This window comes from Gordoniibacillus kamchatkensis (genome assembly GCF_000829455.1).
Lineage (GTDB): Bacteria > Bacillota > Bacilli > Paenibacillales > NBRC-103111 > Gordoniibacillus > Gordoniibacillus kamchatkensis.
In genome coordinates, this window is sequence record NZ_JXAK01000001.1 from 141,294 (window position 1) to 168,231 (window position 26,938).

At 55.0% G+C, this 26,938-nt stretch carries 27 protein-coding genes and 1 pseudogene; 4 read left to right on the forward strand and 24 right to left on the reverse strand.

The window, feature by feature from the left end; all coding sequences use genetic code 11:
- Positions 1-2: 2 nt before the first annotated feature.
- From SD70_RS00645 to SD70_RS00680, 9 genes are all read right to left on the reverse strand, one after another.
- The gene (locus tag SD70_RS00645) at positions 3-887 is read right to left on the reverse strand and encodes a carbohydrate ABC transporter permease (protein ID WP_041044770.1); all 885 of its coding nucleotides are present in this window, start codon (positions 885-887) and stop codon (positions 3-5) included.
- A 16-nt stretch (positions 888-903) separates the two neighbouring features.
- Positions 904-1,806, reverse strand: a complete 903-nt coding sequence (locus tag SD70_RS00650) for an ABC transporter permease (protein ID WP_041044771.1) — start codon at positions 1,804-1,806, stop codon at positions 904-906.
- Positions 1,803-2,135 carry a DUF4387 domain-containing protein gene (locus SD70_RS00655; protein ID WP_041044772.1) on the reverse strand — a complete coding sequence of 111 codons (333 nt, stop codon included), beginning with the start codon at positions 2,133-2,135 and terminating at the stop codon, positions 1,803-1,805. Before SD70_RS00655 ends, SD70_RS00650 begins: the two co-directional genes overlap by 4 nt.
- A gap of 2 nt (positions 2,136-2,137) precedes the next feature.
- Complete coding sequence (locus SD70_RS00660) at positions 2,138-3,466, reverse strand: acyclic terpene utilization AtuA family protein (RefSeq protein ID WP_052486928.1); 1,329 nt, start codon at positions 3,464-3,466, stop codon at positions 2,138-2,140.
- Positions 3,467-3,520: 54 nt separating this feature from the next.
- Entirely contained in the window at positions 3,521-5,455 is a 1,935-nt protein-coding gene (gene rbsK / locus SD70_RS00665; protein ID WP_041044773.1) for a ribokinase, read from the reverse strand.
- 125 nt (positions 5,456-5,580) lie between these two features.
- Entirely contained in the window at positions 5,581-5,757 is a 177-nt protein-coding gene (locus SD70_RS35635) for a hypothetical protein (RefSeq protein WP_156157821.1), read from the reverse strand.
- Between the two features lie 28 nt (positions 5,758-5,785).
- Positions 5,786-6,211 carry a hypothetical protein gene (locus SD70_RS00670; protein WP_041044774.1) on the reverse strand — a complete coding sequence of 142 codons (426 nt, stop codon included), beginning with the start codon at positions 6,209-6,211 and terminating at the stop codon, positions 5,786-5,788.
- Between the two features lie 19 nt (positions 6,212-6,230).
- Positions 6,231-6,776: an NAD(P)H-dependent oxidoreductase gene (locus SD70_RS00675; protein ID WP_041044775.1), complete on the reverse strand. Its 546-nt coding sequence runs from the start codon at positions 6,774-6,776 to the stop codon at positions 6,231-6,233.
- Positions 6,777-6,933: 157 nt separating this feature from the next.
- Positions 6,934-7,788, reverse strand: a complete 855-nt coding sequence (locus tag SD70_RS00680; protein WP_041044873.1) for a DMT family transporter — start codon at positions 7,786-7,788, stop codon at positions 6,934-6,936.
- A 130-nt stretch (positions 7,789-7,918) separates the two neighbouring features.
- Between SD70_RS00680 and SD70_RS00685 the strand changes: the two genes are divergently transcribed.
- Positions 7,919-8,359 (forward strand): type IV pilus modification PilV family protein, encoded by a 441-nt coding sequence (locus SD70_RS00685; protein ID WP_041044776.1) that lies wholly within the window; start codon positions 7,919-7,921, stop codon positions 8,357-8,359.
- A complete protein-coding gene (locus SD70_RS00690) occupies positions 8,356-8,928 on the forward strand; it encodes a PulJ/GspJ family protein (protein WP_041044777.1) in 573 nt (190 codons plus the stop codon). The genes SD70_RS00685 and SD70_RS00690 overlap by 4 nt, the downstream gene beginning before the upstream one ends.
- 56 nt (positions 8,929-8,984) lie before the next feature.
- Here SD70_RS00690 and SD70_RS00695 read toward each other — a convergent pair whose 3' ends face one another.
- The 10 genes from SD70_RS00695 to SD70_RS00740 form a co-directional block, all read right to left on the reverse strand.
- The gene (locus tag SD70_RS00695) at positions 8,985-10,631 is read right to left on the reverse strand and encodes a hypothetical protein (protein WP_041044778.1); all 1,647 of its coding nucleotides are present in this window, start codon (positions 10,629-10,631) and stop codon (positions 8,985-8,987) included.
- Entirely contained in the window at positions 10,628-11,338 is a 711-nt protein-coding gene (locus SD70_RS00700) for a hypothetical protein (RefSeq protein ID WP_041044779.1), read from the reverse strand. The genes SD70_RS00695 and SD70_RS00700 overlap by 4 nt, the downstream gene beginning before the upstream one ends.
- Positions 11,339-11,346: 8 nt before the next feature.
- Positions 11,347-11,904, reverse strand: a complete 558-nt coding sequence (locus SD70_RS00705; protein WP_041044780.1) for a PilN domain-containing protein — start codon at positions 11,902-11,904, stop codon at positions 11,347-11,349.
- Positions 11,901-13,055, reverse strand: a complete 1,155-nt coding sequence (gene pilM / locus SD70_RS00710; protein WP_197080889.1) for a type IV pilus biogenesis protein PilM — start codon at positions 13,053-13,055, stop codon at positions 11,901-11,903. Before pilM ends, SD70_RS00705 begins: the two co-directional genes overlap by 4 nt.
- A 31-nt stretch (positions 13,056-13,086) precedes the next feature.
- Positions 13,087-13,890, reverse strand: a complete 804-nt coding sequence (locus SD70_RS00715; protein WP_082053019.1) for a prepilin peptidase — start codon at positions 13,888-13,890, stop codon at positions 13,087-13,089.
- A gap of 24 nt (positions 13,891-13,914) precedes the next feature.
- The gene (locus tag SD70_RS32650) at positions 13,915-14,310 is read right to left on the reverse strand and encodes a type II secretion system protein (RefSeq protein ID WP_052486902.1); all 396 of its coding nucleotides are present in this window, start codon (positions 14,308-14,310) and stop codon (positions 13,915-13,917) included.
- 59 nt (positions 14,311-14,369) lie between these two features.
- Positions 14,370-15,584, reverse strand: a complete 1,215-nt coding sequence (locus SD70_RS00725) for a type II secretion system F family protein (protein WP_041044782.1) — start codon at positions 15,582-15,584, stop codon at positions 14,370-14,372.
- 94 nt (positions 15,585-15,678) lie between these two features.
- On the reverse strand, positions 15,679-17,337 hold the full coding sequence (locus SD70_RS00730) for a GspE/PulE family protein (protein WP_041044783.1): 1,659 nt from the start codon (positions 17,335-17,337) through the stop codon (positions 15,679-15,681).
- Between the two features lie 149 nt (positions 17,338-17,486).
- The gene (gene yqeK, locus SD70_RS00735; protein WP_052486903.1) at positions 17,487-18,110 is read right to left on the reverse strand and encodes a bis(5'-nucleosyl)-tetraphosphatase (symmetrical) YqeK; all 624 of its coding nucleotides are present in this window, start codon (positions 18,108-18,110) and stop codon (positions 17,487-17,489) included.
- A 295-nt stretch (positions 18,111-18,405) separates the two neighbouring features.
- A complete protein-coding gene (locus tag SD70_RS00740; RefSeq protein WP_041044784.1) occupies positions 18,406-18,900 on the reverse strand; it encodes a DinB family protein in 495 nt (164 codons plus the stop codon).
- Positions 18,901-19,259: 359 nt separating this feature from the next.
- On the opposite strand from SD70_RS00740, the gene SD70_RS00745 reads away from it, so the two are divergent.
- A complete protein-coding gene (locus SD70_RS00745) occupies positions 19,260-20,555 on the forward strand; it encodes a hypothetical protein (protein ID WP_156157822.1) in 1,296 nt (431 codons plus the stop codon).
- Positions 20,556-20,839: 284 nt separating this feature from the next.
- Here the strand turns inward: SD70_RS00745 and SD70_RS32655 are convergent, their stop codons facing one another.
- From SD70_RS32655 to SD70_RS40110, 5 genes and pseudogenes are all read right to left on the reverse strand, one after another.
- Positions 20,840-21,472: a LytR/AlgR family response regulator transcription factor gene (locus tag SD70_RS32655; protein ID WP_052486905.1), complete on the reverse strand. Its 633-nt coding sequence runs from the start codon at positions 21,470-21,472 to the stop codon at positions 20,840-20,842.
- Positions 21,473-21,653: 181 nt separating this feature from the next.
- A complete protein-coding gene (locus SD70_RS00755; RefSeq protein ID WP_041044786.1) occupies positions 21,654-22,664 on the reverse strand; it encodes a response regulator in 1,011 nt (336 codons plus the stop codon).
- The gene (locus SD70_RS00760; protein ID WP_041044787.1) at positions 22,636-25,692 is read right to left on the reverse strand and encodes a hybrid sensor histidine kinase/response regulator; all 3,057 of its coding nucleotides are present in this window, start codon (positions 25,690-25,692) and stop codon (positions 22,636-22,638) included. The genes SD70_RS00755 and SD70_RS00760 overlap by 29 nt, the downstream gene beginning before the upstream one ends.
- Before the next feature lie 339 nt (positions 25,693-26,031).
- Positions 26,032-26,499, reverse strand: coding sequence for a polysaccharide deacetylase family protein (locus tag SD70_RS34395; RefSeq protein WP_197080890.1), 468 nt, complete (start codon positions 26,497-26,499; stop codon positions 26,032-26,034).
- Positions 26,441-26,605 (reverse strand): annotated as a pseudogene (locus SD70_RS40110) (polysaccharide deacetylase family protein); the annotation flags it as partial. The pseudogene SD70_RS40110 and the gene SD70_RS34395, both read right to left, overlap by 59 nt.
- Before the next feature lie 43 nt (positions 26,606-26,648).
- Here SD70_RS40110 and SD70_RS35640 point away from each other — a divergent pair.
- Positions 26,649-26,822 carry a hypothetical protein gene (locus SD70_RS35640; RefSeq protein ID WP_156157824.1) on the forward strand — a complete coding sequence of 58 codons (174 nt, stop codon included), beginning with the start codon at positions 26,649-26,651 and terminating at the stop codon, positions 26,820-26,822.
- Positions 26,823-26,938 lie beyond the last annotated feature (116 nt).

Here is a 26,938-nt window from a genome sequence, read left to right on the forward strand (position 1 = left end):
ATTTATTCTTTAATGCCGCCTTCCATTACTCCGTTGGTGTAATACTTCAGAATAATGGGGTAAAGCATAAGAATCGGAATCATGGCGATGACGATCGTGGCCGCCTTCAAGGCGGAAGAATCGAGCTGCGCGATATGGTTGTTTTTCAGCAGATCGACCGCGCCGACGAGCGTCGTCGTGTCCCGTTCCACTACGAACTGCCGCAGGAGCACTTGCAGGACGGTGTTTTCGCGGCTGGACAGGAAAATGCTCGATTTGAAAAACTCGTTCCATCTCGCAATCGCGTAAAACATCCCGATCGTCAGTAGCGGCACGCGGGCGAGCGGCATTACGATACGCCAGAACATCGTCATATGGCCGGCCCCGTCCATTTTCCCCGCCTCGAGCAGCGAATCGGGAATGTCCTCGAGAAACCGCATCATGATGATCAAGTAGTACACGTTAATGGTGCGGTACAGCACCATCGCCCACAGGCTGTCGAGCAGATGCAGGTCTTTGACGACCATGTACTCCTGCACGATCCCGGGCTCGAAGATCATGATGACGATCAGGAAAATCATGATCGGCGTTTTGCCGACGAGGTTTTTCCGCGTCAGGACGTAGGCGGTAATCGTCGTAAAAAACAAGCTTAGGCAAGTGCCGATTGTGGTAATGAATAGCGAATTGAACAAGGCCCGGCCGACGATCGGGTTGCTGAGCACGACCTGGTAGTTGATGAGCGAGAACCCTTTCGGCAAAATGTCGTAGCCGTGCAGCAAATGCACTTTATCCGGATTCGACAACGATTTGGCGATCAAGTTCATGATCGGCACGAACATCGTCAGCGCAATTGCCGTCAGCACGATGCCGATGAGCAGCTTGGAAACGGTGAATCTTCTGGCTGCCACGCCTATTCCTCCTTTCTCACCATGCGCCTTTCGAGGTCAATTTTTTGGAGATGAAATGGGTCGACAGCACGAGAATGACGCCGATGACGCTTTTGAACAAGTTGGCCGCCGTCGCGAACGAGTATTGGCCGTTGAGGAGGCCGACGCGGTAAACGTACGTATCGATGATGTCGATCTGGCTGTTCACCGCATCGTTCGTGAAGTTCAGCACCTGATCGAGACCTGCGTTCATAATGAAGCCGACGTTCAAAATGAAAATCGTCACCATCGGGATGTACAGATGCGGCAAAACGATGCGCGTCACGATGTGCCACCGGTTCGCTCCGTCGACGTAGGCCGCTTCGTACAAGCTTTTGCTGACGCCCATGATCGCCGCCAGGAAAATGATCGAGTCCCAGCCGATGCTGCGCCACGCTTCGCTGGCCACGAGCACCCAGCGGATCGAATCTTTGTCGGTCAGAAAATCGTGGCTCGGCAAGCCGAACACTTTGAACAACGAGCTGACGGCGCCCGTGGATGGAGACAAAAATTCGAACCAGACGCCGGCGATAACGACCCAGGATAAAAAGTGCGGCAAATAGGAGACGACCTGCACCGCCTTGCGGAACTTGCCGTTTATGAACTCGTTGAGCATCAGCGCAAACAGGATCGGAAACGGGAAAATGAGAAACATCTTCATCGCGCTGATGATGAGCGTGTTGGCCAGCACCTTGGAGAAAATGGGGGTGCTGAACAAATCTTTGAAATATTTGAACCCGACATAGACGTTGTCGCCCAGGATGCGGTATTCGTAAAACGCCAGCTTCATGCCGATAATCGGCCATACGTGAAAGATGACAAAGTAAGCAATGGCCGGCAGCAGCATGAGATAGAGCACTTTATCGGACCACATTCGCTTCAGCTTCGAGTTTGCGTTCATCGGCAGTCACCCCCTTGTGATAGATCAAGCTCCAGCTCCAGCAGCGGCGCGTGCTGCTGCGCGCCGTACACGTCCCGGTCGAGGAACGTGCCGGAGGACACAGTTCTCGCGAACGTAATTTTGAAGCCGAGCGCCTGGTCGAAAAACACGATATGCGCGATGCGCTCCGGGGCGATGTTGTACAGCTTGGAGACGAGCGCTTTGTTAATGACCCCGGAGTCTTTGATTTTGTAATATAGCGCCGGATCGGCGAACAGGGCGTCCACCGTAATTTCGAACGGCCCGCTGTTTTTGCTTCTGAGCACGGCCGCAGCTTCGCCTAGTTTCATCGTCACACCTCTGCATATTCGCAGCGGAACATTTCGCATCCGTCTGCGACTTCCATTAAGTGATACACCGAAAACTCGTACACGGCGCCGAACGGCACGTCGCTCGGAGCGAACGGGAACGCCAGATTGCCTGCCGTCGATTTCCTGCCTTCGTAGCCGTAATGCAGGAAAGTGGAGCGCACCGTAGAGCATATCGCATTCGCCAGCTCCTGCGTAGCGGCAACGACTTCGAACACGACGCCGAGCTCGTGCGCCGGCTTGCGAATCGGCTCCAGCTCGCCGAGCACGCCGTTCAGCCCGTAGTTGATGAAGTTGATGCTGTACTCGCCTTGCGGAATTTCGCTGTAGTAGTCGTGCACTTGCTCCTTGACCAGCGCCTCCACCTCTTCGATGCGTTCGATCAGGAGCGGATCGCGGACGCCGGCCACGACGAACGTGCGGTATGCGACTTTCATTGCGCCTTCGAGCTTGATTTTGTATACAGGCGTCCGCTCGATCCGGCTCCCACGCACCTCGACGCTGCCGTCGCCGAGTTCGGTGAACTCGCAGTTCTCCAAATTCAGCACCGTGCCCGGTCCATGCAGCAAATACGGATGGTCTTTCTCGTAAAACGTATGGGCGGCCACGGACACGGCCGTACATTTCCGCTTCTCGCTGAGGGGCTTCACGACGAAAGATTCGCGCTTCAAAATGCCCAGCATGCAGTCCTTCGTCGTGCCCGGATCGGCGCAAAGCGCAGCGCATTCGAGGATTTTGCCCAGATGGTACGCCAGCGCCGCATCAAAGCCATGATGCATGGCGACTGCGGCGAACGGCGAAGGGTCGTAGGCGCGCCCGCAGATGATGATGTCCGCTCCGGCTTCGAGCGCCTGCATGATCGGCTCGTGCCCCATCTGGGCGACGATCCCGGTCGTAGCCTCGAGGCGCTCTTTTGTAAGCGGCTTCACCGCAACGCCGAGCGGTTCGCATCGGCCTTCGGCCAGCTTCGCCGCCACCACCGCGTGCGGAATGTCGGCCCAAATGACGGCGAGCTTGATGCCGCTTATTCCCCGTTCCTGCAAAATCTCCATCACGATCGCTTTGGTCCATTCCACATGGACTTTGGCGCCGCTTCCTCCGGCGGAGCCGATGATGACCGGAATGTTCGCCTTTACGCCTTCGGCAATGATGATCTCCAAATCTTTTTTGCACGCCTGCCTGCTGACGATCGCCGTGCCGGCGCCCAGTTTATGCGGTCCGGCGTCGGTTGAGCCGGCGTCGACGACGATGGCGTCGGGCCGATGCTCCATCCCTCTCATGAACGAGTCTTTCGGAAACCCGTAGCCGAGCATGCCGCAGGGCGCCAATATGGTAAACTGCTGCGCTGTCAATCGTATCTCCACCTGTCACAAATACATTTTGATCGTTTCTTTGTCGGGAAGCGACGGCTGCGCGCCTTCCCGGCTGACGGTAATGCCGGCGGCAATGCTGGCGAACGTGATCGCCTCCGTAATCGGTTTGCCTTCGGCGAGCGCCACCGTCAGCCCGCTGATGAACGAGTCGCCGGCCCCCGTCGTATCCACCGCCTTGAACGTCGCTGCCGGGAAATATTGCTTCGTGTCCTTGTTGACGAGCAGGCAGCCTTTGTCGCCGAGCGTTACGATGACGTTCTGGAAGCTCTTGTCGAGCAGCCGGTACGCTTTCTCCTCGATCGTCATCTCGCCCGGAATCATCAGATCGATCTCCGTCTCGTTGGGGACGACGAGGAAGCAGTCCCGGAAATGGCTGTAGTCGATTTCCCGCGCGGGCGCGGGGTTTAAGATCAGCTTGACGTTTTTGCTGCGGCAAACCTGCGCCACGTATTCGATCGTATCCATCGGAATTTCCATCTGAATCAGGCAGTAGGACGCTTTATCGAAAATCGCTTCGTAAGTTTGGACCTGCTCCACGCTAAGCCGGGAGTTGGCGCCGGGGTTGACGACAATATTGTTGTCGCCGTTGTCGGAAACATAGATGTACGCGTTGCCCGTCGGCAGCATATCGTCGAAGACGACGCCGCCGGCGTCGACGCCGTTTTTGATGAGGCTGTTGTATAGCTCGCGCCCGTACAAGTCGCCCCCGACGCGGCCGATCATGTACACCTGGCCGCCCAGCTTTCCGGCTCCGACCGCCTGGTTCGCCCCTTTGCCTCCGGCCGCGTTCTTGATGTCGTTCGTCAAAATCGTTTCGCCGACGCGGGGGATGTGCGAAACCTTCATAATAATGTCCATGTTCAAGCTGCCAACGATGACGATTTGCTCTTTTGGCGCATCGCCCGCAGCTTTCGGGGCGGAAGCGCTTTGCCTCAATTGGAGCGACGGCTCGGAGACGAGCTTCTTCTTTTCCGCCGCTTCGTTCTTAATGTGCTTCAGCAAAGCGGCACAAGCCTCGTAGCCCATCTCATAGGACGGATAAGCGACGGACGTTAACGCCGGCGTCAACAGCTCGCACACGTACGAATCGCCGAAGCCGATGACGGAAATGTCATTCGGTATTTTCAGCAGCGCCTCGCTTGCGGCGATATAGGCGCCGCAGGCGATAATGTCGTCGCCGGTGACGATCGCCGTCGCGCCTTTCGACAGCAGTAAGTTCGCTCCCTCAAAGCCGGCTTGCTTCAGATCGGTGATGGCGCTTTCATAAACGAGATTTTTATCGAACCCGACATTGTGGTCGTAAAGCGCTTTCTTGTAACCTTCAAGCCGCTCCTCTGCACCTTGCCCGGTGGGCGGCCCGCCGATAAAACCAATCAGCTCGTGCTTGTTCTTGATCAAATACTCCGTGGCCAAGTACGTCCCTCGCGCATAGTCGAAATGCAGCTGGCACACCGCGTTGTCATAGCTTCCGGGACCGACGACGACGACCGGTATTTGATTGTCGTTCAGCAGCGCGATGTCGTCTTCGCCAAAGCCGGCCGACGGAGCGATCAGGAGGCCCTCCACGTTGCGTTCCTTGAGCGTCTCCACATATTTTTTCTCTTTGCCCTCGTCCGCGCCGGTGCTGCAAACAATGACGCTCATCCCTTCGTTGTAAGCGCATTCTTCAATGCCCCGGACAAGCGGCTTGTAAAAAACGTCCGCGACGTCCGGCACGACGAGACCGATCGTCGCCGTCTTGGCGGACATGCGCTTCATCACTTTCTGGTACGGAACGTAATTGTTGTCGCTTATAATTTTCGCGATCTTTTGCTTCGTCTCTTCGCCGATATCCTGGTCTTTCCGGTTGAGCACTTTGGAAACGGTTGCAATAGAGACCCCGGCAAGCCGGGCAATGTCCTTGATTGTGAGCGAATTCATGCTACTCATAGCCGATTACCTCGAGCAACGAAGTTGGAAATCATTTACGAAATTATTTTACTAAAACGTTTTCCTTGATTCCCAAGTTAGCACAGCGCTGGCAAAGTGTCAACGAAAATTTTGTCGAATGCTTGTCACACAAAGCTTTCCGGCTCGTCCGCAGCGGCATCCGTTCCGGCAGCGGGGTATTGCTCGGCGGCAGGCCCGGCTCCGGCATTCGCTCCCGCGGCTGCAAAATTTCTGACCGCCTGCCGGTAATCTTCGTCGCTCATGGAATAGCCGTTATGCTGCTCCCGATTTTGTTCGGCCATCGTCATTCCCTTCCTTTCGTTGGTAGTGTTATTTCCGTTTGGACAACGTTCTGAGCGCTTCCCGGTAAGCGTCATCCTTGCTTTGCTCGGGGTTCCGTCCGTCGTTCGCTTCGCCTTGCCCGGGCGCCGGATCGTGCCCGGAAAAGCTTCTCAGCGCCTGCCGGTACTCTTCGTCGCTATGCCGCACCGGACCGGCTGTCGCAGCCGCTGGCGGGACGGCTTCAGGCGGAGCGGCTTCCCGTGCTGCGGCTCCAGCCTGCGGCACGGCGGTCTCAGCCGCAGGCCGAACGGCTTCGGCTTGCGCAGCTTCCGGCGCTATGTCCGCCGCGTCGTTCCCGGCCTCCTCCGCCGGCCTCTGTTGCCGATTCGTATTGGACCGCTTCATAGCCGCAATATTGAAAATGATTAGAAACAGCACTCCGACGATCAGGAAAATCGCAAGTCCGATTAACATCGCCTTCCCCCTCCCGCCTCTACGGCCGTGCCGACAGCTTGCCGGCCACTTCCGCCACTCGTCTGCCCAAAGCCCGTCCCAATGCGAGATCCTGTCCGGTAGGCATATTCGGCGGGTCGTTCGGCGACAGCTCGACCGGACACGTCACGCCGACGCCATAATAAGAACCGTAGAGGGCGTTCTCCGGAATGTTGCCGGGCAAGCCGACAACGATCATGCCGTGGTGAAACATCGGTGTAATCAGATTGAGCATCGTAGCCTCAATGCCGCCGTGAATCGTAGCCGTCGTGCAAAATACGGCGCCGACCTTGCCGACGAGTTTGCCTTGCGCCCACAAATAGCCGAGCCGGTCGATCCAGCTTTTCAGCCCGGCGCTAATCGTCCCGAAATGCCCGGGGCAGCCCCAAACGATGGCGTCCATCCGCTCCAGATCGTAAATATCCGCATCTTTTACGTGGCGTATCGACACCTCCGCTCCGTTCACCTGTCTCGCTCCGTCGGCTATCGACCGGGCCAGCGCTTCCGTGTGCCCATTCTCGCTATCGTAGACCACATAGATGTTCATCTGATAAGCTCCCTGTACCTGTAATCGGTTATGTGCGGAACACTTTCTGGCTACAGGATAATATTTGAATTTGCGCCCGATTATATGCGTCTTGCCGCATTTTGGCACAGCAAAAGGCAGGCGCCGCCGCGCCTGCCCTTGTATATTTCTCGTACTGCTATAAAGTTGCCAAAATGGCGCCTAAAATCGCAACCGCCCCGCCGATAAGCGTCATGCCGGAAATATGCTCGTGCAGCAAAACGACGCCGAAGACGACGGTCCAGACCGGCAGCAAATTGATGTAGGGAGCCGCCTTGCCGGCTCCGACCGTTTTGACGCCGGCATTCCATGCCAAGTAGGCGACGACCGAGGCGAGCGTGCTGACATAGAGGACGCATACCCAAGCCATAGCGGTCATGTGGATCATATCGGGCCGTACGGTACCGATGCAGCTCAAAGCGCTGAACAGCGTGCCGTACAGCGACGCGCCGGCGGTCATCGTCAGCGAATCCATGTGTTTGCCGTACTTTTTGCCGAGAACGGTATACAACCCCCACGCCAATGCGGCCAAAACGATCGCGCCATCGCCGGCCAAGGAGCCCTCGACGGGCGCGGCGTTTTTCCCTTGGAACAGCAAAATAACGCCGACGATCGAGACGACGGCCCCGATCCACGCTTTCGCTTTGATTTGTTCCTTCAGCACGATCGGGGTAAACAGCAAAATCGCTATCGGGATGCCGGCGGAAATCATCCCCGCCCGCGACGCGCTGATGGTCCGCAGCCCGATATAATTTAAAGTAGAGAAGGCAAACACGCCGAGGAAACCTAGGATCGCAAACTGCTTCCACTTGGCAAGCACCGGAATGTGCCCGGACTTCAAGCGGATCATGCCGGCGAGCAGCACCGTCGAAATGGCCCACCGCACCGTGTTCAGCAATGTCGCCGGGAGCGCCGGCGCCAGAAATCTTCCGCATATATAGTTGCCGCCCCACAGCAGCGTCGCCAGCACCAACAGCCCGATGCCTCGTTTCATGATAACCATACCCTTTCTGTGCAAACGCCATTGTCCGGCCATGGGCCGCCCCCGGCTCTCTTTTTTTCCACCGTCCCATGATATTTTATTATATAATAAAAACTACGACGAACTAGTAGGACGGGCTAGTATGATCAGCACACAATGGCTGAAAAAAGAACGAGGACTCACTCTCATCGAAGTGCTCGCTGCGATAACGATACTTGGCATCATCGTTACGGCATTCGTGACGATTTCCGGCTATACCCAGCTATCGTTCAACAGCAGCGACAAGAAAGCGGCCGCCTTGCGGCTGGCCGAGCAGAAGCTGAAAGAGATCAGAAGCTCCATTCCGCAAGATCCCCCGATTCCGAATATCAATACGCAAAATGCGCAAATCCTCGGGGTGTCCGGCCCCCACGTCACGTTCAATATTACCGTCAACGAAACGGATCTTTCTCCCTCATCGTATCCGATACCGATCCCCGATCCGAACTGCGTGTCGGTTGAAGGCATCGTTATTTTGAACAATGCGGGCGTCTATGTTTCGCGGCTCATTACCGTCACCGTCTCCTGGGGAGGAACGCCATGAAGGGCGAAAGAGGAATCACATTGCTGGAAGTGCTTGCCGCTGTGACCATTATGGCCATGGTGACGGGCGTGGCGATCATGCTGTTTTCCTCGGTGATGGCGCTTTGGAACAATTCCGCGCAAAAACAGGCGGACAGCTTTCATACGAATTTTACGATGAATACGATCTCCCGGGAACTTGCCGACGCCACGGAGATTTATGTCGCTTCGGCGAATGAACTCCGTTACAAAACGTCCCCCTACGCAGGAGCCCCCCGGTACGGGGCCTTCATCTATTCCGCATCCGGCCATACGCTGACGCTCTACGATATAACCGGCACGAGCAATATTCAAGCAACCGGCACGTACGCGAAAAGGATGACGCTCGCCGACAACGTGCAGTCTTTTGCCGCAAAAAATGCCGGCGGGACGGCGCTCAGCACCTCCCCGCCGGCATACCTCAACCATGGCGAGCTGTTTATCGTGTCCGTTACTTTCGAGAACGCCACCATTACCGCAAACGGTCAAAAAGTGACGACAAATCAAACGATCGATGCGAAAATCAAGCTGCTCCTGCTGCCGGCCTCCTGACGGCCTGCAGCCGCAACCGGGTCCGCTCGGAACACCTCTGCTCCGAGTGGACCTGGTTACGGGCATTGCACCGGATTGTTGGCATTGCCAATTTTGGTCGGCGTCCGCGAAAAGTTCGTGCCTGTCGTGATAATGTCCGCTAACGTACGCGCTGTCAGGGTAATGCTTTTACCGCTCACTATCGCGTTCGGATTGTTGCTCGGATTGCTCAGGTCGATCGTTTGGTTGGCAGTCATCGACAAGCTTCTGCCCGCGTTCAGATTCGTCCCTTTGGCGCTAATATACGTTCCCGCCTCCATCGTAATGTCGGCGTTTCCCGTACCGGTGTCAAAGCCGGCGCCATCGATGACGATCGGACCTTGGCACGCTTTTAAATGGATGTTGTCCCCGTTCGCCTTCGTCTGAATGTCCGCACCGATGTAAATCCCCTGTTGCGCGTTATAATCGACGGCAAGGTGGTTGACCGTATTAATTTGCCCGTAGCTTGTAGGTATGAACAATACCCCTTGCGTCGAAATGGCTCCCGTGTTCTGCAAATCCGTCTTCGTAAACGATTGCTGGACCCCGTTCGCATCGTAAGTGATCGCCAAAGCCACGTTCGAGGGAACGGTCTGAACGACGCTGTACGTTGTCGCCGCGTTCGTTACGCTGAGTGCGGTCACCTTTAATTTGTAGTCACCGACGGGAACCGTAGCAGGGACTTGCAGCAGCACATTCGCGGCGTTGCTGAAGATCGTTCCGCTCTTCGACACCAGCGGCGAAAGCGAAGCGCTTGCGTTCGTGACCAGTTCCACCGTAACCGCAGTATTGTCCGGGTATCCCGTCGTGACAATTTTAACGGCCACGAATTGTACGCTCCCCGCCTGATTCATGTTCGGGGTAGGCGTAACGCTGCTGATCGTTCCGTTGAAGGGCGGCGTGATCGTATAGGTAACGGAAGCGGGAACGGCCCCTGGCGCGGAAGCCTGCAGCCGATAAGTTCCGGCCGGGACTGCGGCCGGTATCGTCAGCGCGACGTTGGCGGCAAGATTTTTGAACGTCCCGCTCCCCGCCACCGGCGGCGACAGGGATGAGCCGTCGCTCGCCTGCAGCTCCACGGTAACGGCCGTATCGTCCGCGACACCGCTCGCCGTAACCGCCACGCTTACGGACTGCGGGGTACCCGCCACGCTGCTTGCCGGCGTCGGCGTGACGGAAGTGATCGTGCCTGCCGTGGAAGGAGCGACGAAGGCCGTCAGCACTTTTTTGTAAAACAGCGTCTCCCCGCTATCCCGAATGCGATTATGATTCGTATCCCCGGAGATCGCCGCAACGACGACTTTATAGCTGCCGTTCGGATCGATCGAATTAGCCGCAACGATCTTGGCCGGATCGAGCACATCCGTATCGGGAGTGCCGGCGTCGACCGCGTATTGCGCGTAATCGACGGCGGTTCCCCCGGGATTCGCAACGGACATCCAACCGTAGCGGCCCGTCTTCAAATAAGTCAGCTTATCGGCGCTCGTGCCCGGATATTTGACAAACGCCTGCAAGCCGCTCACGGCCAATTCGGTCGTTTGCTTCTGAGCCCCGTCTTTTTTGTTCGCCAGCTCCGTGCTCGTCGTCATCAATAAAATGCCGGGAACGAACACGGCCAGCATCAGCACGATCAGGATAACGTAGGGGAGGCTTCCTCGTTCGCTCCGAATCAGCTTGACGATCATGGTTTACCACCCGATTGCCCGGCATTGGCATTCTGCGGCAGAACATTCTTGAAAATGGAGCAAGTGAGCGAAAGTTTGAACGGCAGGGTTTGGATTTGCAGCGGATTGCTTGCCGCGCCGGGGCCGCTGCCGGAAGTTAACTGCCATTGCCGGACCGTCGTGATGCGATCGATTTGCTGAAGCTGATTGATGAAAAGAAGGAGCTGCGCATACGTCCCATCGACATCCAGCTTCACTTGCCTTTCGGCAATGGCCGGGTTCGCCGCTTGAGCTTGAGGCGTTGCCGTCTGAGCCTGGGGGGCTCCCGCCTGAGCCTGGGAGGCTGCCGCCGGCGGCGAAGCCGCCTTTGCGTTCGCAGCCGGGCCGTCCATGATGGAGACGTTCAACACCTTTGCTCCCGACTGTTTCTCTATGTCGCTCAAGCTCACCAGGAACGCAGGCAGCTCGTCCTCCGCCGGCAGCTGCTTGGCAAGCCGCTCGCTATCCGCCGCACTGGCTCTGGCTTGCACCGGCTGGCTTTCCAACGTTTTCCTCTGCCTTGCCGCCATCTGCAGCTGCTGTTCCAGCAGCTGCCGCTTGGCTAGCTGCGGCAGCAGCATGCCGGCAAACAAGCCTGCGTTCAACAAAACGCCTGCACAAACGACAAGCAAAAAGATGACCAGAGGTTTCCGGGCGTATACCGTGATGAGCTGCGTCATTTTTTTCATGTCTACCCCTACTTCGGTTGCGCAATAGCACTCAGTTTAACAGTGATCGATGCCTGAAAGAAAGGAACGCTCGCTTTCGGAGCCACTTCCTTCTCCAGGCGATGAATATCCTTGACGGCGGCTTCTGCAATGAGCGGGTTGTGCTGCAGCTTGGCTACATAATCGGCAAGATCGGTTACCGTGGAAAATTCGCAGTTTGCGGTTACCGAATTCAGATCGGCCGCATTGGCGTCCACCATGCGGGCATTGGCGGGCAGGCTGGCGATGATCGCGTCCAACACGGGGCTCCAATCGCGCCGGCTCGTTTTCAGCTTTTGAATTTCCGCAGCCAAAGCGGCGGTATTTTTCGTCAAAGGGTCGACTTCCCGTTCTTTCCGGAGCCGGTTTACTGTCGCCTGCGCCAGATCGGCGTCGTGCCGAATAACAGCGTTGTTCTTGGCGAGCAAGTAGCTCCAAGTGCAGATCAACGCTCCGGCGATGACGAACAAGGCGACGAGCAACATCAGCAAAGGAATATAGAAGCGCCGCAATAAAGGAACTTTGGGGAGCAGGTTGATGTTGTTCATCGCTGTTTCCCCCTCAGCGCAAGGCCGATCGGAACGGCTAGCGCAGGGAATAATCCAGCGGCATCCGCTTGTTCCACAGCGATGTGGCCGGGCTCAAACACAACAGGCTTCTGCTCAAGCCCCTGCTCCAGCCGCTGAACGATATCCTGAAAACGGTCAACATCCCCGGATACGACGATCTGTTCGAACGTGGCGCCGCGATTATTCAGCGTATAGCGGTAAAAGTTCATCACCCGGTCGATTTCGTCGGCCAAATCGTCGCAAGCGTCCTGCAGATCCGCTTCCGCATCGAAGCGAATCGGCTCGTTGTGCGACATTTTTAATTGGCCCCGGTCAAATATGCTGATATCCGTTGCGTTTTCGTTAATATCTACGATAACGAATGCGCCCGTTTGAGCGGACATATGCGAATATTCGAGTGCCCGGTAAAGCGACATTGCTTTAATTTCCATGCTGAGAGGCTTCAGTCCGGCCTTCCGGACGACGGAAGCATATTGTTCGATTAGATCCAGAGAGGAAGCGACGAGCATAACGTCGCATTGGCGCATCGACCGCTCCCGAGGGGCTGACGAATCCGGCAAGTCCCGGTACGGCAGTTGTTCGGGTTCGCCGTCTTGGGCGGAAGCTGCGGCCTCGGCAAAGGAGGAGGCGGAGTCGCCCGGTTTGCCAGAGGGATGGACGGCTGGCTTCGCCGTCATTAACGCCGGTGCATCGGGCTCTGCGTCCAGCTTTACAAAATCGTAATAGGGACGTTCAAACGGCAGGCGAACGTTGTGCTTCACTTCAAAATCGACAATCTTCCGAAGCGTTTTGACAGGAAGGTCGGGAAGCTTCAATAAACGCACCATCATATGCTGGCTCGGAATGACGAGATGAACTTCCTTCGTACGGACGTTCATCTTCTTGGCGATGCTTTGCAGAATGGAACAAACCCGGGGAACGTCCGTTATTTTTCCATCCTCCACGCAATCCGGGAGAGGTTCAATGTGAAAATTCGTCAAACGGTACGCCTTGTTGCGGCTGGCAGCGATTTCGGCGATTTTTAAAGCCTGGTCGGTAATTTCTAACCCCAAGGCCGGACGGACGGCCTTCCGGGGCGATGGACGAAAGGCGGTAGACTGCGGTTTCTGCACGGATCTTCTTCGTCTCATTTCCATCGTACCTCCCCGTTGTCATGCTTCGTTAGCGGAAAATGAGTGCGAAATACAGGTCAAGTATCCGGTCCCCCCAGAAATATGCACAAAATGCCCCCGCTGCGATGAACGGCCCGAAAGGAATCGGCTCGTTTCGCCGAAAGCGGCCCCGGGCCAGTTGGATGACTCCGAACAGCGTGCCGAAGAGGCTGGCGGCAAAGACGGATAGCAGCGTCAGCTTCACGCCCAAGACAAGGCCGATGAAAGCGAAAAGCTTGACGTCTCCGCCGCCCATGCTTTCCTTGCGCAAAACAGCCGTGCCGAGCAGTCCGATCATCAGCAGCAGCCCGCTGCCCGCGAAAAAAGCGAGTGCATAGTTCCACAGCGGCAGCGGATGAATGAAGAGCCGCAGGACGAACGCTGCGGCCATTCCGAAAAAGACGACTTTATCGGGTATGATCATTCGGCTCAAATCGGTGAGCGTAATCACAAGCAAAATCGAAACGAACAGCAGACCGACGGCCAGCTCAGGCGAAAACCCGAGCTTCCATGCTGTGACGGCGAAGAGCGCCCCTGCCGCCGCCTCGCCTGCTGCGTACATCGGGGAAACCGGCGCGCGGCAATAGCGGCATTTTCCCCGCAGAAACAAATAGCTCGCGACCGGAATCAGATCCGCCGGCCCGAGGCGATGCTCGCAATGCGGACATCGCGACGGCGGCCGCACGATCGACTGCCCTTGCGGAATGCGGATCGCCACGACATTGAGAAAGCTCCCGATCGCGAGGCCAAACAGGCAGGCGACAGTGGTAAGAAATGCAGGATGGTCGCGGTATAATGCGATGATGGTGTTCATGCTAGTTGGATGTGGCGTGTGAGATTACCAGGTGGTAGTTTCATCTGTCGATGAATAATAAGCAATCGTTAATCCTGCAGCGGTATTGGCCACTGTCACATGGTTGAGTGGTGTCCCGGTGGAATTTTGCGGGATGTCTCTCAGGTAACCGCCGCTAACCAGTTGGACTGCAGTAATTGATGTCGGCGTGACAGTAAGGTTCATGTTGGAATCCATGACGTATCGTTGGACCGCTTCCGTGATGACCTGCTGCGACGTAGCCGTCGAGGCTGTCTTAGACTTATTGAACGAGCCGATTACAGCAGCCCCCGCAACGGTAGCCACAATCCCCATGATGATGACGACCGCCGACAATTCAATCAGTGTCATTCCCCTCTGATTTTTCGTAAAGCGCAATTTTTTTCTAAGCAATGCGTACATGTTTTCCTTCTCCCTTCATTTTTCCATAATCATGTATATATGAATTGCAAGTGAAACCGTTAGGCATGCATGTTGTTGATCATCGTAAACGACGGCAACATCACTGCCAACACGATAAGTCCAACGATGCCGGCGAGCAGCACGATCATGAGCGGCTCCAGCAGCGACTTCAGGCGATCGGCCATCGTATCGACATCGTTCTCGAAATAGTCGGCCACCTTCTCCATCATGCTGTCGATTTCTCCGCTGCTTTCCCCCGCTGCTAACATCTGCACCACCATCGGCGGGAACAGCCAGCTATCTTTGAACGGTTCGGCAAGCGAATCGCCGCTGCTGACCGCTTCCCGCGATTCGCGGATCAGCTTGGCCATCGCTTCGTTGCTGACGACGGCGGACAAGATCGTCATGATGCGCGGCATCGGTATCGATGCGGCGAATAAGGAGCAGAACGTGCGGCTGAATCGCGACAGGGCGCGCTTGTGCCACAGCTTGCCGAACACGGGCATTTTCAGCTTGGCGAGATCGAGATAATAGGCGCCTTTGGCCGTACCCCGAATCCATCTCAGCAGCAGGGCGAGACCCGCCACGATAACCGGAAGCAAATACCAGAAGCGTTTCATCCAGCCGCTGATGGCGATGACGATTTTCGTCGGCAGCGGCAGCTCCATATCCATCGCTTGGAAATTCGATACGAACCGCGGAACGACGAACGTCATCAATATCGTCACGACGATAACCGTAACTACCGAAACAGCCGCCGGATAAATCATCGCGGACTTCACTTTTTCTTTTGTGTAGTGCTCCTTTTCGTGAAAGAAAGCGAGGCGGTTCAGCATGTCATCCAGCTTGCCGCTTACTTCCCCGGCGCGAACCATGTTGACGAACACGTCGGAGAAAACGTCAGGATATTGCGCAACCGCTGTCGAAAACGGCGTTCCGCTCGCCATCTCCTCGTATATGGAACGCAATATTTTGCGGAACGCTTTGCTCTCGCTATGCTCGCCCAAAATGCGTACCGCCTCGACGATATGAATGCCGGATTTGTACATCGTGGACAGCTGCCTGCAGAAAGCGACAAAATGATCGCTCTTCACTTTGGGCCCGCCTAGATGGATTTCTTTGTACAGGATGCTTTCCCCCGGATCGAACAAATCGATGATCCAGAGTCCTCTGCGCTTGATCTCTTCCATTGCCAGTGTCAATGTCGGAGCATCCAGCCGCCCTCGCGAGTAGTTGCCTTTTGCGTCGACGGCCACATAACGAAACCTTGGCATGGCTATCATCACCCCAACAGCGGGTTTATCGTGAATGGAACGGCTGCATTCTATCTATATAAACGCGCTGATAGATTTATGTCGCAAGCATTTATTACTCGTTACTTGTTACCCGGAAAATTTCCGATAAGGTAGTGAGACCCGCGGCCGCTTTCTCCAGCCCGTCTTTCAGAATCGGCACCATCCCTTTACGCAACGCGTGATGCAAATATTCGTTGTCGGGCCGCTTTTGCAAAATCATGGAACGCAAAACGTCGTCAACCAGTAAAACTTCGTGGATGGCCAGCCTTCCTTTATAACCGCTGCGCCCGCATTCTCTGCATCCGTTCCCTTTGCGCAAGGTCCCGGCTTCGATGCCATGAGCCCGCAGCAGCGTTTGTTCTTCAATCGTGGGCGAATCGTCGCAAGCGCAGTGAGGACAAACTTTGCGGACTAATCTTTGTGCGACGATGCAATGTACTGAGGATGAGACGAGAAACGGTTCCACTCCCATATCGATCAATCGTGTCAACGCGTTAACGGCGCTGTTCGTATGCAGCGTGCTGAGCACCAGATGGCCGGTCATCGCCGCCCTGACGGCAATTTCCGCCGTTTCGGAATCCCGGATTTCGCCTACCATCACGATATTGGGATCCTGGCGCAATATGGCCCGCAGACCTTTGGCGAAAGTGAGATCAGTCGCCGCATTGACCTGGACCTGATTGATGCCGGATAACTGGTATTCTACCGGATCTTCTACGGTGATGATGTTAACTTCGTCGCTGTTCAGGCGCGATAGCGCCGAATATAGCGTCGTTGTTTTTCCGCTCCCGGTAGGCCCCGTAATTAAAACGACGCCGTGCGGTCGGCTGATGCCCTTCACGAATTTTTGCAAATTCGATTCGGAAAATCCGAGTTTCTCGATCTCGGTAAGCGAATTGCCCAGATCGAGAATCCGCATGACCACTTTCTCGCCGTGAATCGTCGGCAACGTGGAAATCCGGATGTCGACGCGGCGAAACTCGATGTCCATCTGCACGCGCCCGTCCTGGGGGAGCCTTCGTTCGGCGACGTTCAAGTTGCCCATAATTTTGATTCTCGCAACGATGACGCTCTGCATGTGAAGCGGAAGCGACCTTTCGGTTCTCATCATGCCGTCCACCCGATAGCGGATACTTAAACCGTCTTCCTGCGGATCGATATGGATGTCGCTTGCCCCCATATGTACTGCCTGCAGGATGATTTGGTTCACCGTTTTCACGACGGGCGAATCTTCTTCTTCCGGCTCGTCCAGCGGCTCCGCCCATTCCTTCGCCTGCAAATTTTCCATGATTTGCGCGACGGATTCCTGAAGGCTGTAATGGCGTTTGATGGCACGCAGCAGCTCGTCCTTGGAGGCAATAACCGGCTCAATGCGATATCCGGTATTCATGCGCAGTTCGTCGATCGCAAAATAATCGAGCGGATCGGCCATCGCCACGACCAGCTTATTGCCCTCCGTTCGGACCGGCAGCACTTGGTGCCGTTCCGCGAGATGCTCCGAAACGATATTGACTACTTTCGTGTCGATTTTATGCCGGTAAAGCTGGATATGCGGGATGCCCAGCTGCAGGCTAAGCGTTTCAATCAGTTGCTGCTCCGTGATGAAGCCGCGGGCAATCAATACGTCGCCAAGGCGCATGCCGTATTCGCGCTGTTCCTTCAACGAAATCTGCAGCTGTTCGTCTGTAATCAGGCCGGCTTCTACAAGCAGATCCCCGATTTTTTTGCGCACGGCCTGCGCTCACCCCCCCGGCTGCATCTGTCAAATAGGACTTACAGTTCATACTGCTGCGTCTAACTGAGACTATATTCCTAATTTAACCATATCAGCATAACATCGGTCAATTCAAATGTTTGCAACGATTACGTAATATTTTTTTCTCACTGCACCATCACCTTGCCCTTAAGCTCCTCATACGCTTCCTTAAGCCACGGATGTACAACTTTCAGCGTCTCTCTTCGTTCCCATAAGTAATTGATGTAGGCAAATGCACCGTGGGCCGGCGACTTGTCCAGGCTTCGCAGAAGCTCCCGAATGTACGGCGGTTCCCCCGATTGATCCCACGCAATTTTATCCGCCACAAACAATACTTGGTCCAGCAATGTCGAACCGCGCCTCAACGTCGTGTGGCAACCGACCGCATCCAATATTTCCGTATCCGTGATGCGGAAAATATCCCGCGCCATCGCTTTCGATATTTTCTGGTGAATAATCATCGGAAAAGCTTCTTCCTCCGGTAAAACTTCAATCTCCAGTTCTCTCGCCACAGCTATCCGCTCGTGATTCGGAAAAACAGCGCTAATATCGTGCAGCCATCCCGCCGTTTCCGCAGCGTCGGCGTCGGCATGAAACAGGATTGCCACCCTTCTCGCTTCGTTACCTACGTCGATGCAATGCCCGGCCGTCTTCGGGCAGTTATTTGCGGTCAGAAACAAGCGAATATCGCTTTTCAGGTTTCCTGTGAATGGCACGTCCCTTGTAAGCTGTTTCAGGATTGGATGCATGGCCCGCCTCGTTCCCTTCCGTTATAGGTTATAGCGTCCTGGCCCTGTTCAAATATTCCGCATAATGGTTGATCAGCACTTGCTTCTGCTGCGTTATTTACTCCCTGCTCCGTCAAACGATAGGTATAGCATCTTCCCGTATAATCCGAACGTTATAACCTATTCGCGAAGCACGACTATAATCCCTGTCTATCCTCTCTCACGGAGGACGGAGCACGGAGCCGGATGCACGCAAAAAACCGGCTCCTGTCGTACAGGAACCGGCGAATGCCACTTCATATAGTCCTTGTATCACTTACTGAAAATAAGGCTCCATCTCGCGGTCGAAGCGGATTTGTTTGGCGAGGCTCGAAATGATCCCCAGATGCAGCGCCTCGTGAATGAAGGCAAAGCCGAACACTTCTTCAGCCGTTGCAAACGCCAGATTGCCCATGGCAAACGGGGGATTTAACGTTTTGGCGAGCGATTCCGGAGAAATTTTCGCCAGGCTTTCAAATTGAGCAGACAGCTGCTCCAGCAGCGCTTCCTTGGACGGCGGCGTTACTTGCCAATCGGCTGGCTTCGTTCCTGTAACGAACAATGAATTGTAGTCGTCCGGCAGCCGGTAATCGAGCGGTACGGCCGAAGACAAAAACCAATTCAGCATCGTCACCTGATGGCCGATATTCCAACGGATCGTATTGTTGGAGCCGCCCGGCTGCACATCAAACCATTCTTCCGGGATGGCGCTGACAGAACCGATAACGAGCTGACGTACCGTTAATGCGACTTGGATACTGGACTTAGACATGCGGATCTCCTCCAAAGTTCAATTTTGCTTGCTTCTCGCAGGTTCATCCTACCTCCCGGATTACTGCCATACCCACACATTTTACTGCCGTTTCCTGCCAATATCGCAAATCGGCACCTTCTGGCAGCGAAAAGCGCCCGGACAAAAAGCGGGCCATTACCGCCGCTGCGTACAGTAATGGCCTGCTTGTTTCGCCCAAGTTCAATGAGATACAATGAGGTGTGAATAGAATGGAAGCCCCATCCAATTGGCAATTGGGGGAGGAAGGGAGCACTGCGGGGTTGTTAGCCGTTCAATTGTTTTTTTGGGGATTTGTGTGCTGGCTTGGTTTATACATGATTTATCGGGAAGCCAGGAACTTGCGAGTACTGCTGTCGGGACTTTGTATGCTTGCATGCGCGGCCGGCATGGCAGCCGATCTTTTATTCGGTTATTGTTACGATTTGCCGTCAGGGGGCAACCTTCTCCGCTTGCAAGATTACGCTTACTACTTGTCGCTGGCAGGCTGGTATGGAGCATTGCTGAGCGGCTCTGCTGAAAGCGGCTCCCCTCGCCGGGTATCGTGGCGGGTCCTTTGGAGCTTCGGGCTGCCTCTTGTAACTATCCTCAGCGGTCTCGGATGGATGCTGACGCAGGATCCGGACAAGTATGCCGCCGCTTTTCACGCGGTAGTACTGATTTCGCTGCTCTTTATTGCGGCAGGATCGATCCGGGAAGTACGGTTTCACCAAGCGGGAATCGGCATACCGGGTTGTTTCATTCTGTTCATGCCGCTTATTGTATACACCGGTTTTGTCACCGCTTCGTTCGCCTGGCCTTTCGGCTCCTTGCATCGCTTGCAGTTTTTTCTCTACGGCTTAAGCCTGATTCCTTCAGCCATCCGACTGATGATCGGAGAAATCAGGAAGCAAGGGGAGTCGTGGCTTCCCGACTTTTTTCGTTCGCTCGATTACTCGCTGTTTTTCACCTTGTTGTTTTCCGGACAAGTGGCAGTGGCGATTATATGGGGCGGCGAACTGAACTTCAGGACGCTCCTGCTGCTAATGGCCAGCGTGGCCATCTCTATCGCTTTTCAGGTGTACAGCTATCCGATCCGATCCTTGCTGGACAACATTGCGTTTGCGACTTTTCCTAATTTGCTGAACAGACGTGCGGAGCTGCGAATCGTGGAAATCGCCCAAGTCCGGATCGATGAAGAAACGGCGCCCGAGCAAATTAGCGACGAAGAGCTGTTTCAATACATTCGGCGAGCCCTCAGCCATCTGGGTAATTTACAGAAGCTGGCGTCCAATCCGCTCACCCGTCTAACCGTCATTGAGCGCAGGCTCAAAGAGCGCGGCGCGCCCGACGGAGTGCTCGAACGCGCGGTAGAATTGAAAAATTTGCTGACCGAAACCATTTTGCAGATGAAGCCGAATCCGGACAAACTGTTTGACACGGCGGACGATTGGCGCTTTTTCAACGCCTTGTACTTTCCTTACGTCATCGGGATAAAGCCTTACAGTATCCGTTATGCGGATGAGAGATTGGACGCCCACGCCAAACATGCCCTCGATTGGTTTCGGACCTGTGTCCCCGAGCGGACTTGCTACAACTGGCAAAACGCCGGCGCGCGCCTCATTTCACTTCATATCAAGGAGAAGATTGCCTTGTAAGCGAGCAGGAAGGGGCGGCTAGCCCCCGTCCTCTCACAACACCTGGGATGCGGATCCGCACTAGGCGTTTCCAAAAGGTTGACAAAGCTCCAAATAACGAGAAAGCAGACTTTTCAGCCCTTTCGCTACCAGTAGGGACGCCATAATTCCGGCAACATTCGAGCGCCCGAAACGTACCCGCAATGTTGCGCCATCGCATCCTGGTACGGCTGTCGAATGGAGACAGCCAGGTCCACTTGGGCGGCGTGACCGTCCCGTACGGCGTCGGCTGTTCGGGATTTGCGTTACCCTTCAGAGCATATGGGTTTACCCAGAACTTCCGCCAGACGTTCCTTGACAACAGGCTTCAGCAAATATCCGGCAAACTTGGGGCGCTCTCCTTCATGCAAATACTTCTGGCTGGCAGTGACAAAAACGATGCTGGCGTCCGGACACCGTTCCCGAAGTAAGGTGGCGCCGACCAATCCGTTAATCCCGGGCATTTCAACGTCGAGGAAAATTAGATCGGGATTGAGTTCGTCCGCTTTATCGAGCGCTGCCGATACGTGTGTAAACTTGCCCAGAACCGCCACTCCACCGATTTCCCGCAACAGGATTTCCAAAACTTCCGAAGCCATGTCTTCATCGTCGATCAAAACTGCTCTGCGCACTGAGCCCTCCCCGGTCAGGTTCCATATCTTACAAACGATGATCCTAGCCCCGCTGTCCGAAACCCTGGCGTTCTGACGATAATTGCCGTAAATTCCGCGCTTGTAATCGCATTTATCGAGCTCGTACTGCTTGTTGTTCATTCCGTTCACGGCCAGACACTGCGCCAATTCGCCGATGCTTGTAATGGGCGAATAGCCCGAGACATCATCATATGTTTGAACATTGCGATGATAGCCTCCCCTCCGGTCAACGGAAATTTCGGCCATCAATTTTTGCACTCATTATATCAGACCGTCTATGAACATATTCTGAACAAATAAAGGAACCGCGAAATTTGTCCTTCGCGATTCCCCATGGACTGCTCGCATTGCTCCCCGGCTCGGTTCGACCGTTATCCGATCGTCCCCCGCCTAGGCGGTTCAACCAGTCGGCCGCCGTGACGTTCCGCTAATTCCCCAAATGCTGCTTCAGGCGATCATAGTGCTTCTCCTGGTAAGGCTCCAGTTCGATCAGCTTCCGCAGCAGTCTTTCCCTGACCGAACCGGAAGCTCCTTCCAACGCCTGTTCGAGACATTGGACATACGTGGTCCGGATATCGTATATCCGGCTATTCGCCCACTCGTAATGCTCGATCTCCAAATAGTCGCCTCGGTAAAGAGCGAACAGTTCTTCCGCATCTCCCGGCTGACATCCTTTTTTCATCAATTGTTCCAATCGCTCATAATCGCTCGCTATCCGTTCTGTACGCATCCAATAACGTTCATCGCCGAACACGACCATATCGGGGCATCCGGCGGATTTCAGCGCCTTGCGCAAATTGTACAATGTCGTATGGAACAACGTTTGGGCGCGGTCCGGAGCCGTATCCGGCCATAAATGATCGATAAGATGGTAGCGATAAACGGGGGTGCCGCCATGATGCCATAAATAGGCGAACATTTCCTTCGTTTTCTTCGTCCGCCACGTAATCAAACGGCCATCGGCGTTATACAATTCCATGCTTCCCAGCACTTTCAGCGACAGCTTCCCGCTCCCCGCATGACCGGCATCTTTACCGTCCTTGCCAGGCAGCTCGCCGTTTCGCTTCGCGTCTCTCGCGTGCAGGTACACGTAACGGGATACTGCTTTGGCCAGCCGATCTTTGGCAACCGGTTTGAGAAGGTATCCGATCGCATTTGCCTCGAACGCTTCTACAGCGTATTGATGATGCGCGGTCACATAAATAATCTCTGCGGCAGAACATTGGGCCAACAGGGACTCAGCGGCCTCCAGGCCGTTTGTCCCCGGCATCTCGATATCGAGAAAGATCAGATCGGGCTGCAAGTCTGCGCACTGTTCCAACGCTTCGGAAATGCCCAGGAATTTGCCGACAACCGTCACTCCGCCGATCTCGAGCAGCAAAATTTCCAACACGGCAAGGGCCAATTCCTCATCGTCGATCAATATCGCTCTCAGCATCGTTCTCCTCCGTCAGACGAAAAGTAATTTGCGTTCCTTGGCCCGATCGGCTGCGAATAGCCAACTTCCGCCCATACATCATTTGCAGTCGGCGATTCACATTGTCGACCCCGATTCCGGCGGCTTGTCCGTTTTCCAACACGGACAATTTCTGTTCATCCATGCCGACACCGTCGTCCTCTACGACAATATCCACACCGTTGTCCCCGCGCCGAACAATAATGTCCACGGTGCCGCCTTCAGGCTTCGGCCCGATTCCATGACGCACTGCATTCTCGACAAGCGGCTGCAAGGTGAGCGGAGGGAGCATGCTATGTACTCCCTCATCGATAGCGTAACGTACCCGAAGCCGATTGCCGAAACGCAGCTGTTCAATTGCGAGGTATGCTTTGACCAGCTCCAACTCCCGTTCCAGAGGCACGGTTTCGCTCCGGAAGGCGAAAGTGAATTTCGCACGGAGATAGGTCGTCAAATGATGGATCGTTTCTCTGAGCTTGCTCATATCCTTGTAACTGAGGCCAACCAAAGCGTTCAAGCTGTTATACAGAAAGTGAGGCGTAATCTGCGCCTGCAAAAAGTCCATTTCCCTGCGCACCGCGTGCTCGGAAGAGCTTTTCATCGCCAGCAGCGATTGCACTCTTGCCTTAAGTTCCGCCAGCTCGAAAGGCTTCTGCAAAATATCGTTCGCTCCGGCCGCGAAGGCCGCCACGATATCGCCCGTCTGTCCCGAGGCGGTCAACATCAGCACCGGAAGCTCGGCCAATCCGTGCAACGACCTGATTTCCCGGCATACGTCCAAGCCGGAAACGCTAGGCATCATCAAATCGAGCAGAACCAAATCGGGCTTCGGCATACGAGTCAACGCCGCCAGCGCTTCTTCACCGCCTCCCACCGCCGTATAAGCATACTTCATGGAAGATATCGCATCCATTGCGACTTTCAAGTTGGAAAGCTCGTCGTCGACGATCAGAATGTGGTAAGGCACCATTTGATCGGCCGCCGCCACGCGCGAAGAAGAAAATACGGTCGGCTCCGCCCGGCGGCTGGACGTTGCTGCGGCCTCGTTCGCCGCTTCCCGCGCAATCGGCAAGGTGAACGTAAAGCGGGAACCCCGCCCTACCTCGGATTCCACCTCCAGGCTGCCTCCCTGCAATTCAACAAGTTCCTTCGAGATGCTGAGGCCGAGCCCGATGCCGTCGCGCGAACCCGCCCCTTCTTCGCCGTATTGAAAGAACGGCCGAAACAGATGGATCAACGCCTCCGGCGGTATGCCTTTCCCCGTATCGGCAATAGTGACGGCTAATGCGTTCCCTTGCCTTTCCGCCGATATGGTCACTGTCCCCCGATCCGTATACTTGAGCCCGTTCTCCAATAAATTGTGCAAAATTTGCCGCACACGATTTTCATCGGCTTCTACAAGGGGTAGCGAGGCCGGCAGCTCGTTTACAAGCTGAACTTCCCTTTTGATCGGCTCGATCGATAACGTTTCGATCACGAAGCGAGTCGACATGTTGATGTCCACAGGCTTTGTCTGAATGGAAAGTTGACCGTGACGGATCCGATTCATATCAAGAATATCGTGGACTAGTCCGGCGAGCCTCCGCCCGATCAGATGAAGCAGCCGGATATTTTCGCGATGCTCCGGGGGCAGAGGCTTTTCCCGGTTGTCCAGCAGCGCTTGCGATAAATTGATGATGCCGTGCAGCGGGGTACGCAGCTCGTGCGACGTCTTGGCCAGAAACTCGTCCTTTTGGCGATCGTAAACGAGAAGTTGATTGGCTAATCGCTCGCTCCGCTCAACCGCCTCGCGTATCCGCTCCGACATAAGAAACGACTGCGACAACACGAGAAGCAGCGGCGTGACGATCATATAATACGGATTGTCAAGCGCCAGCATGTAGCGAGTGTGGGCATAAATCCAGCTGACGACAAGGAAGAAAACGCCCAGCAAAATATAATAGACGTGAATACCGCGGTGCCGGCCGCGGAATATGCAAACAAAAATGAAGGAAAGAGCAAGGATCTGCAAAACCATCCCCGGCCAATAAGTATCGAGCAAATAATCGTTCGGGATGACGGCCAGCATGGCAAGAAATGCGTATGAAACCTGACGCAGCCGCTTAAAAAATACGCTGTCCTTCTCGCCCAAGTACAGGTACACATACAGGACAAAAAACATCATAGAGAAGCCGGGCAGGATAAAGATCATTTTCTGCAGCCACAGAAAGGAAAGAGACGGCCAATAAGTCGACATGACAATTTCATTGTCGATGCTAAAGAACAGCCCCATTGTCAAACAGAACAAACTGAATAATACCAGATAAGGTTCCTTCCGCCATCGTTTGAACATGCCGGCGAAATAAACCGCGAACACGAGCATCGTCGTGATCACAATCATATCGGCCAAACGGGCGTCGTCGCGCCTGGCCAATACGTCCCCCGTCAAACCAAATTCCGGCGCTTGCACCAATCCGCCAGCCAAGTATCGAAAGCTGGCCACCTGAATGATAATCTCTACTGTACTTGACTCCACTTTGGCGGAACCAAAAAACGGAACGTTGCTGGGAACAAATCGGTCCGCTGCCAAGTCCGGCCGCCCGTTGCCGCCGAGATCCGCCCCTCCCATGTAAATGTGGCTCGACATGCGGATCTTCTTTCCTCTAAGACTGTAAAGAGCAGGTTCATTCGTTTGAATACGCAGACGATACGTGCCCGCGCCAAATCCGCTGCCAGAGAACGCAAGGCCCTTCCAATTTCCGGGAACCCGGACGATTCGGCGCTCTGTTTGCAGCTTTTCCCCGCCGGCAAGGAAATCGCGGGGGCTCAGCAGCTTGTTTTCGTAAAACTCCCATTCTCCTCGCAGCGGAATGATGCCCTGTTTCGCGAAATTCCACTGTCTCGCATCCAGCATTCCTCCCCGCGCCTCCGGGTATTGGGCCGATGGGCGAAGCCAGCCGTAAACAAAAGCGGATGTCATGGCGGCAAATACGCCGATCATGATAACCAATACAGTTAATTGTTTGCTCATTGTATCGTTTACCGGTCCCGAATGTTGTGTCAGTCTCGATTTAATGATAGCAAAAAATGAATGGCACCGGGAATTTTTCGTACATTCAGCCTCCCACGTCTCTCGGTTACAGAACTGCGGCGCGGGACTGGAAAGAAAACATATACGATCACATCACCTTGGCCTTAAGCTCCTCATACGCTTCCTTGAGCCACGGATGTACGACTTTCAGCGTCTCTCTTCGTCGCCTACGCCGAAGCAATGCCCGGCCGCGTATCAGGAGCCGCGAATCGGTGAAATCGCCCAAGTCCGGATCGATGAAGAAACGGCGCTGCCGCTCGCAAGCGGCAACGCCGTACGCTATTTGTCGGAAAGAAGCTCCGGAACTGTAACGAATGCATACCCGTTTTTCTGAAAATACGAGATGATTTGCGGCAAAGCCGCGACCGTATTGCTTAAGTTTCCGTTTTTACCGCCCGCACTGTGCTGCAGGACGATGCTGCCCGGCTTACCTTCTTTGCGTACGGCGGCGAGAATTTGCGCAACGTTTTTCCCGTCCCAGTCCATCGTGTCTACCGACCAGCCGATCATGAGGTGCCCCGTCTCCGCGGCAGCCGTCGTAACGTCCGCGGATACGGCCCCGTACGGCGCTCGAAACAGCGTCGGTTTGGCGCCCGTCAGCCGCTCCAATACAGTGTCCGTTTCGTAATTTCGTTCTCGATCCCGGCGGCGGAGAGCTTCTCCAATCCGGATGATCCCAGGTGTGGTTTCCGACGGCGTGCCCTTCGTCTTTGATCCGCTTGACCATATCGGGGTATTTTTCCGCATGTTCTCCGATAAGGAAAAACGTCGCATGGATATGATCCTTCCGCAAAATATCCAAAATTTGCGGCGTATATTTGCGGTCCGGGCCGTCGTCAAACGTGAGAGCCACTTTTTTCCCGGCGCTTCGGACATCGTAGACGACCGAAGTTTGTTTGAACGCGGCGGAAGCCGGCGTGTACGTCGAGTCGGAAGCTGCGCCTGCGCTGGCGGCGGAAGGCTGGGCCGGCTGGGCCGGGTCGGCCGCCGGTGTTGCGGCTTGCTTGTTCGCACAACCGCCGAGAAGGATCGCGTTAACCATAAGTGCCATGAACAATCGTCTCATCTGAATCTCTGCCTTACTCTAACTAGATTTATATGCCAATTTTCATTATACGACACAGTTCTGCATTTGTCGCGTTTGGAAGATTGCATGAAAAACCCGGCTCTTCACGAACGAGAGCCG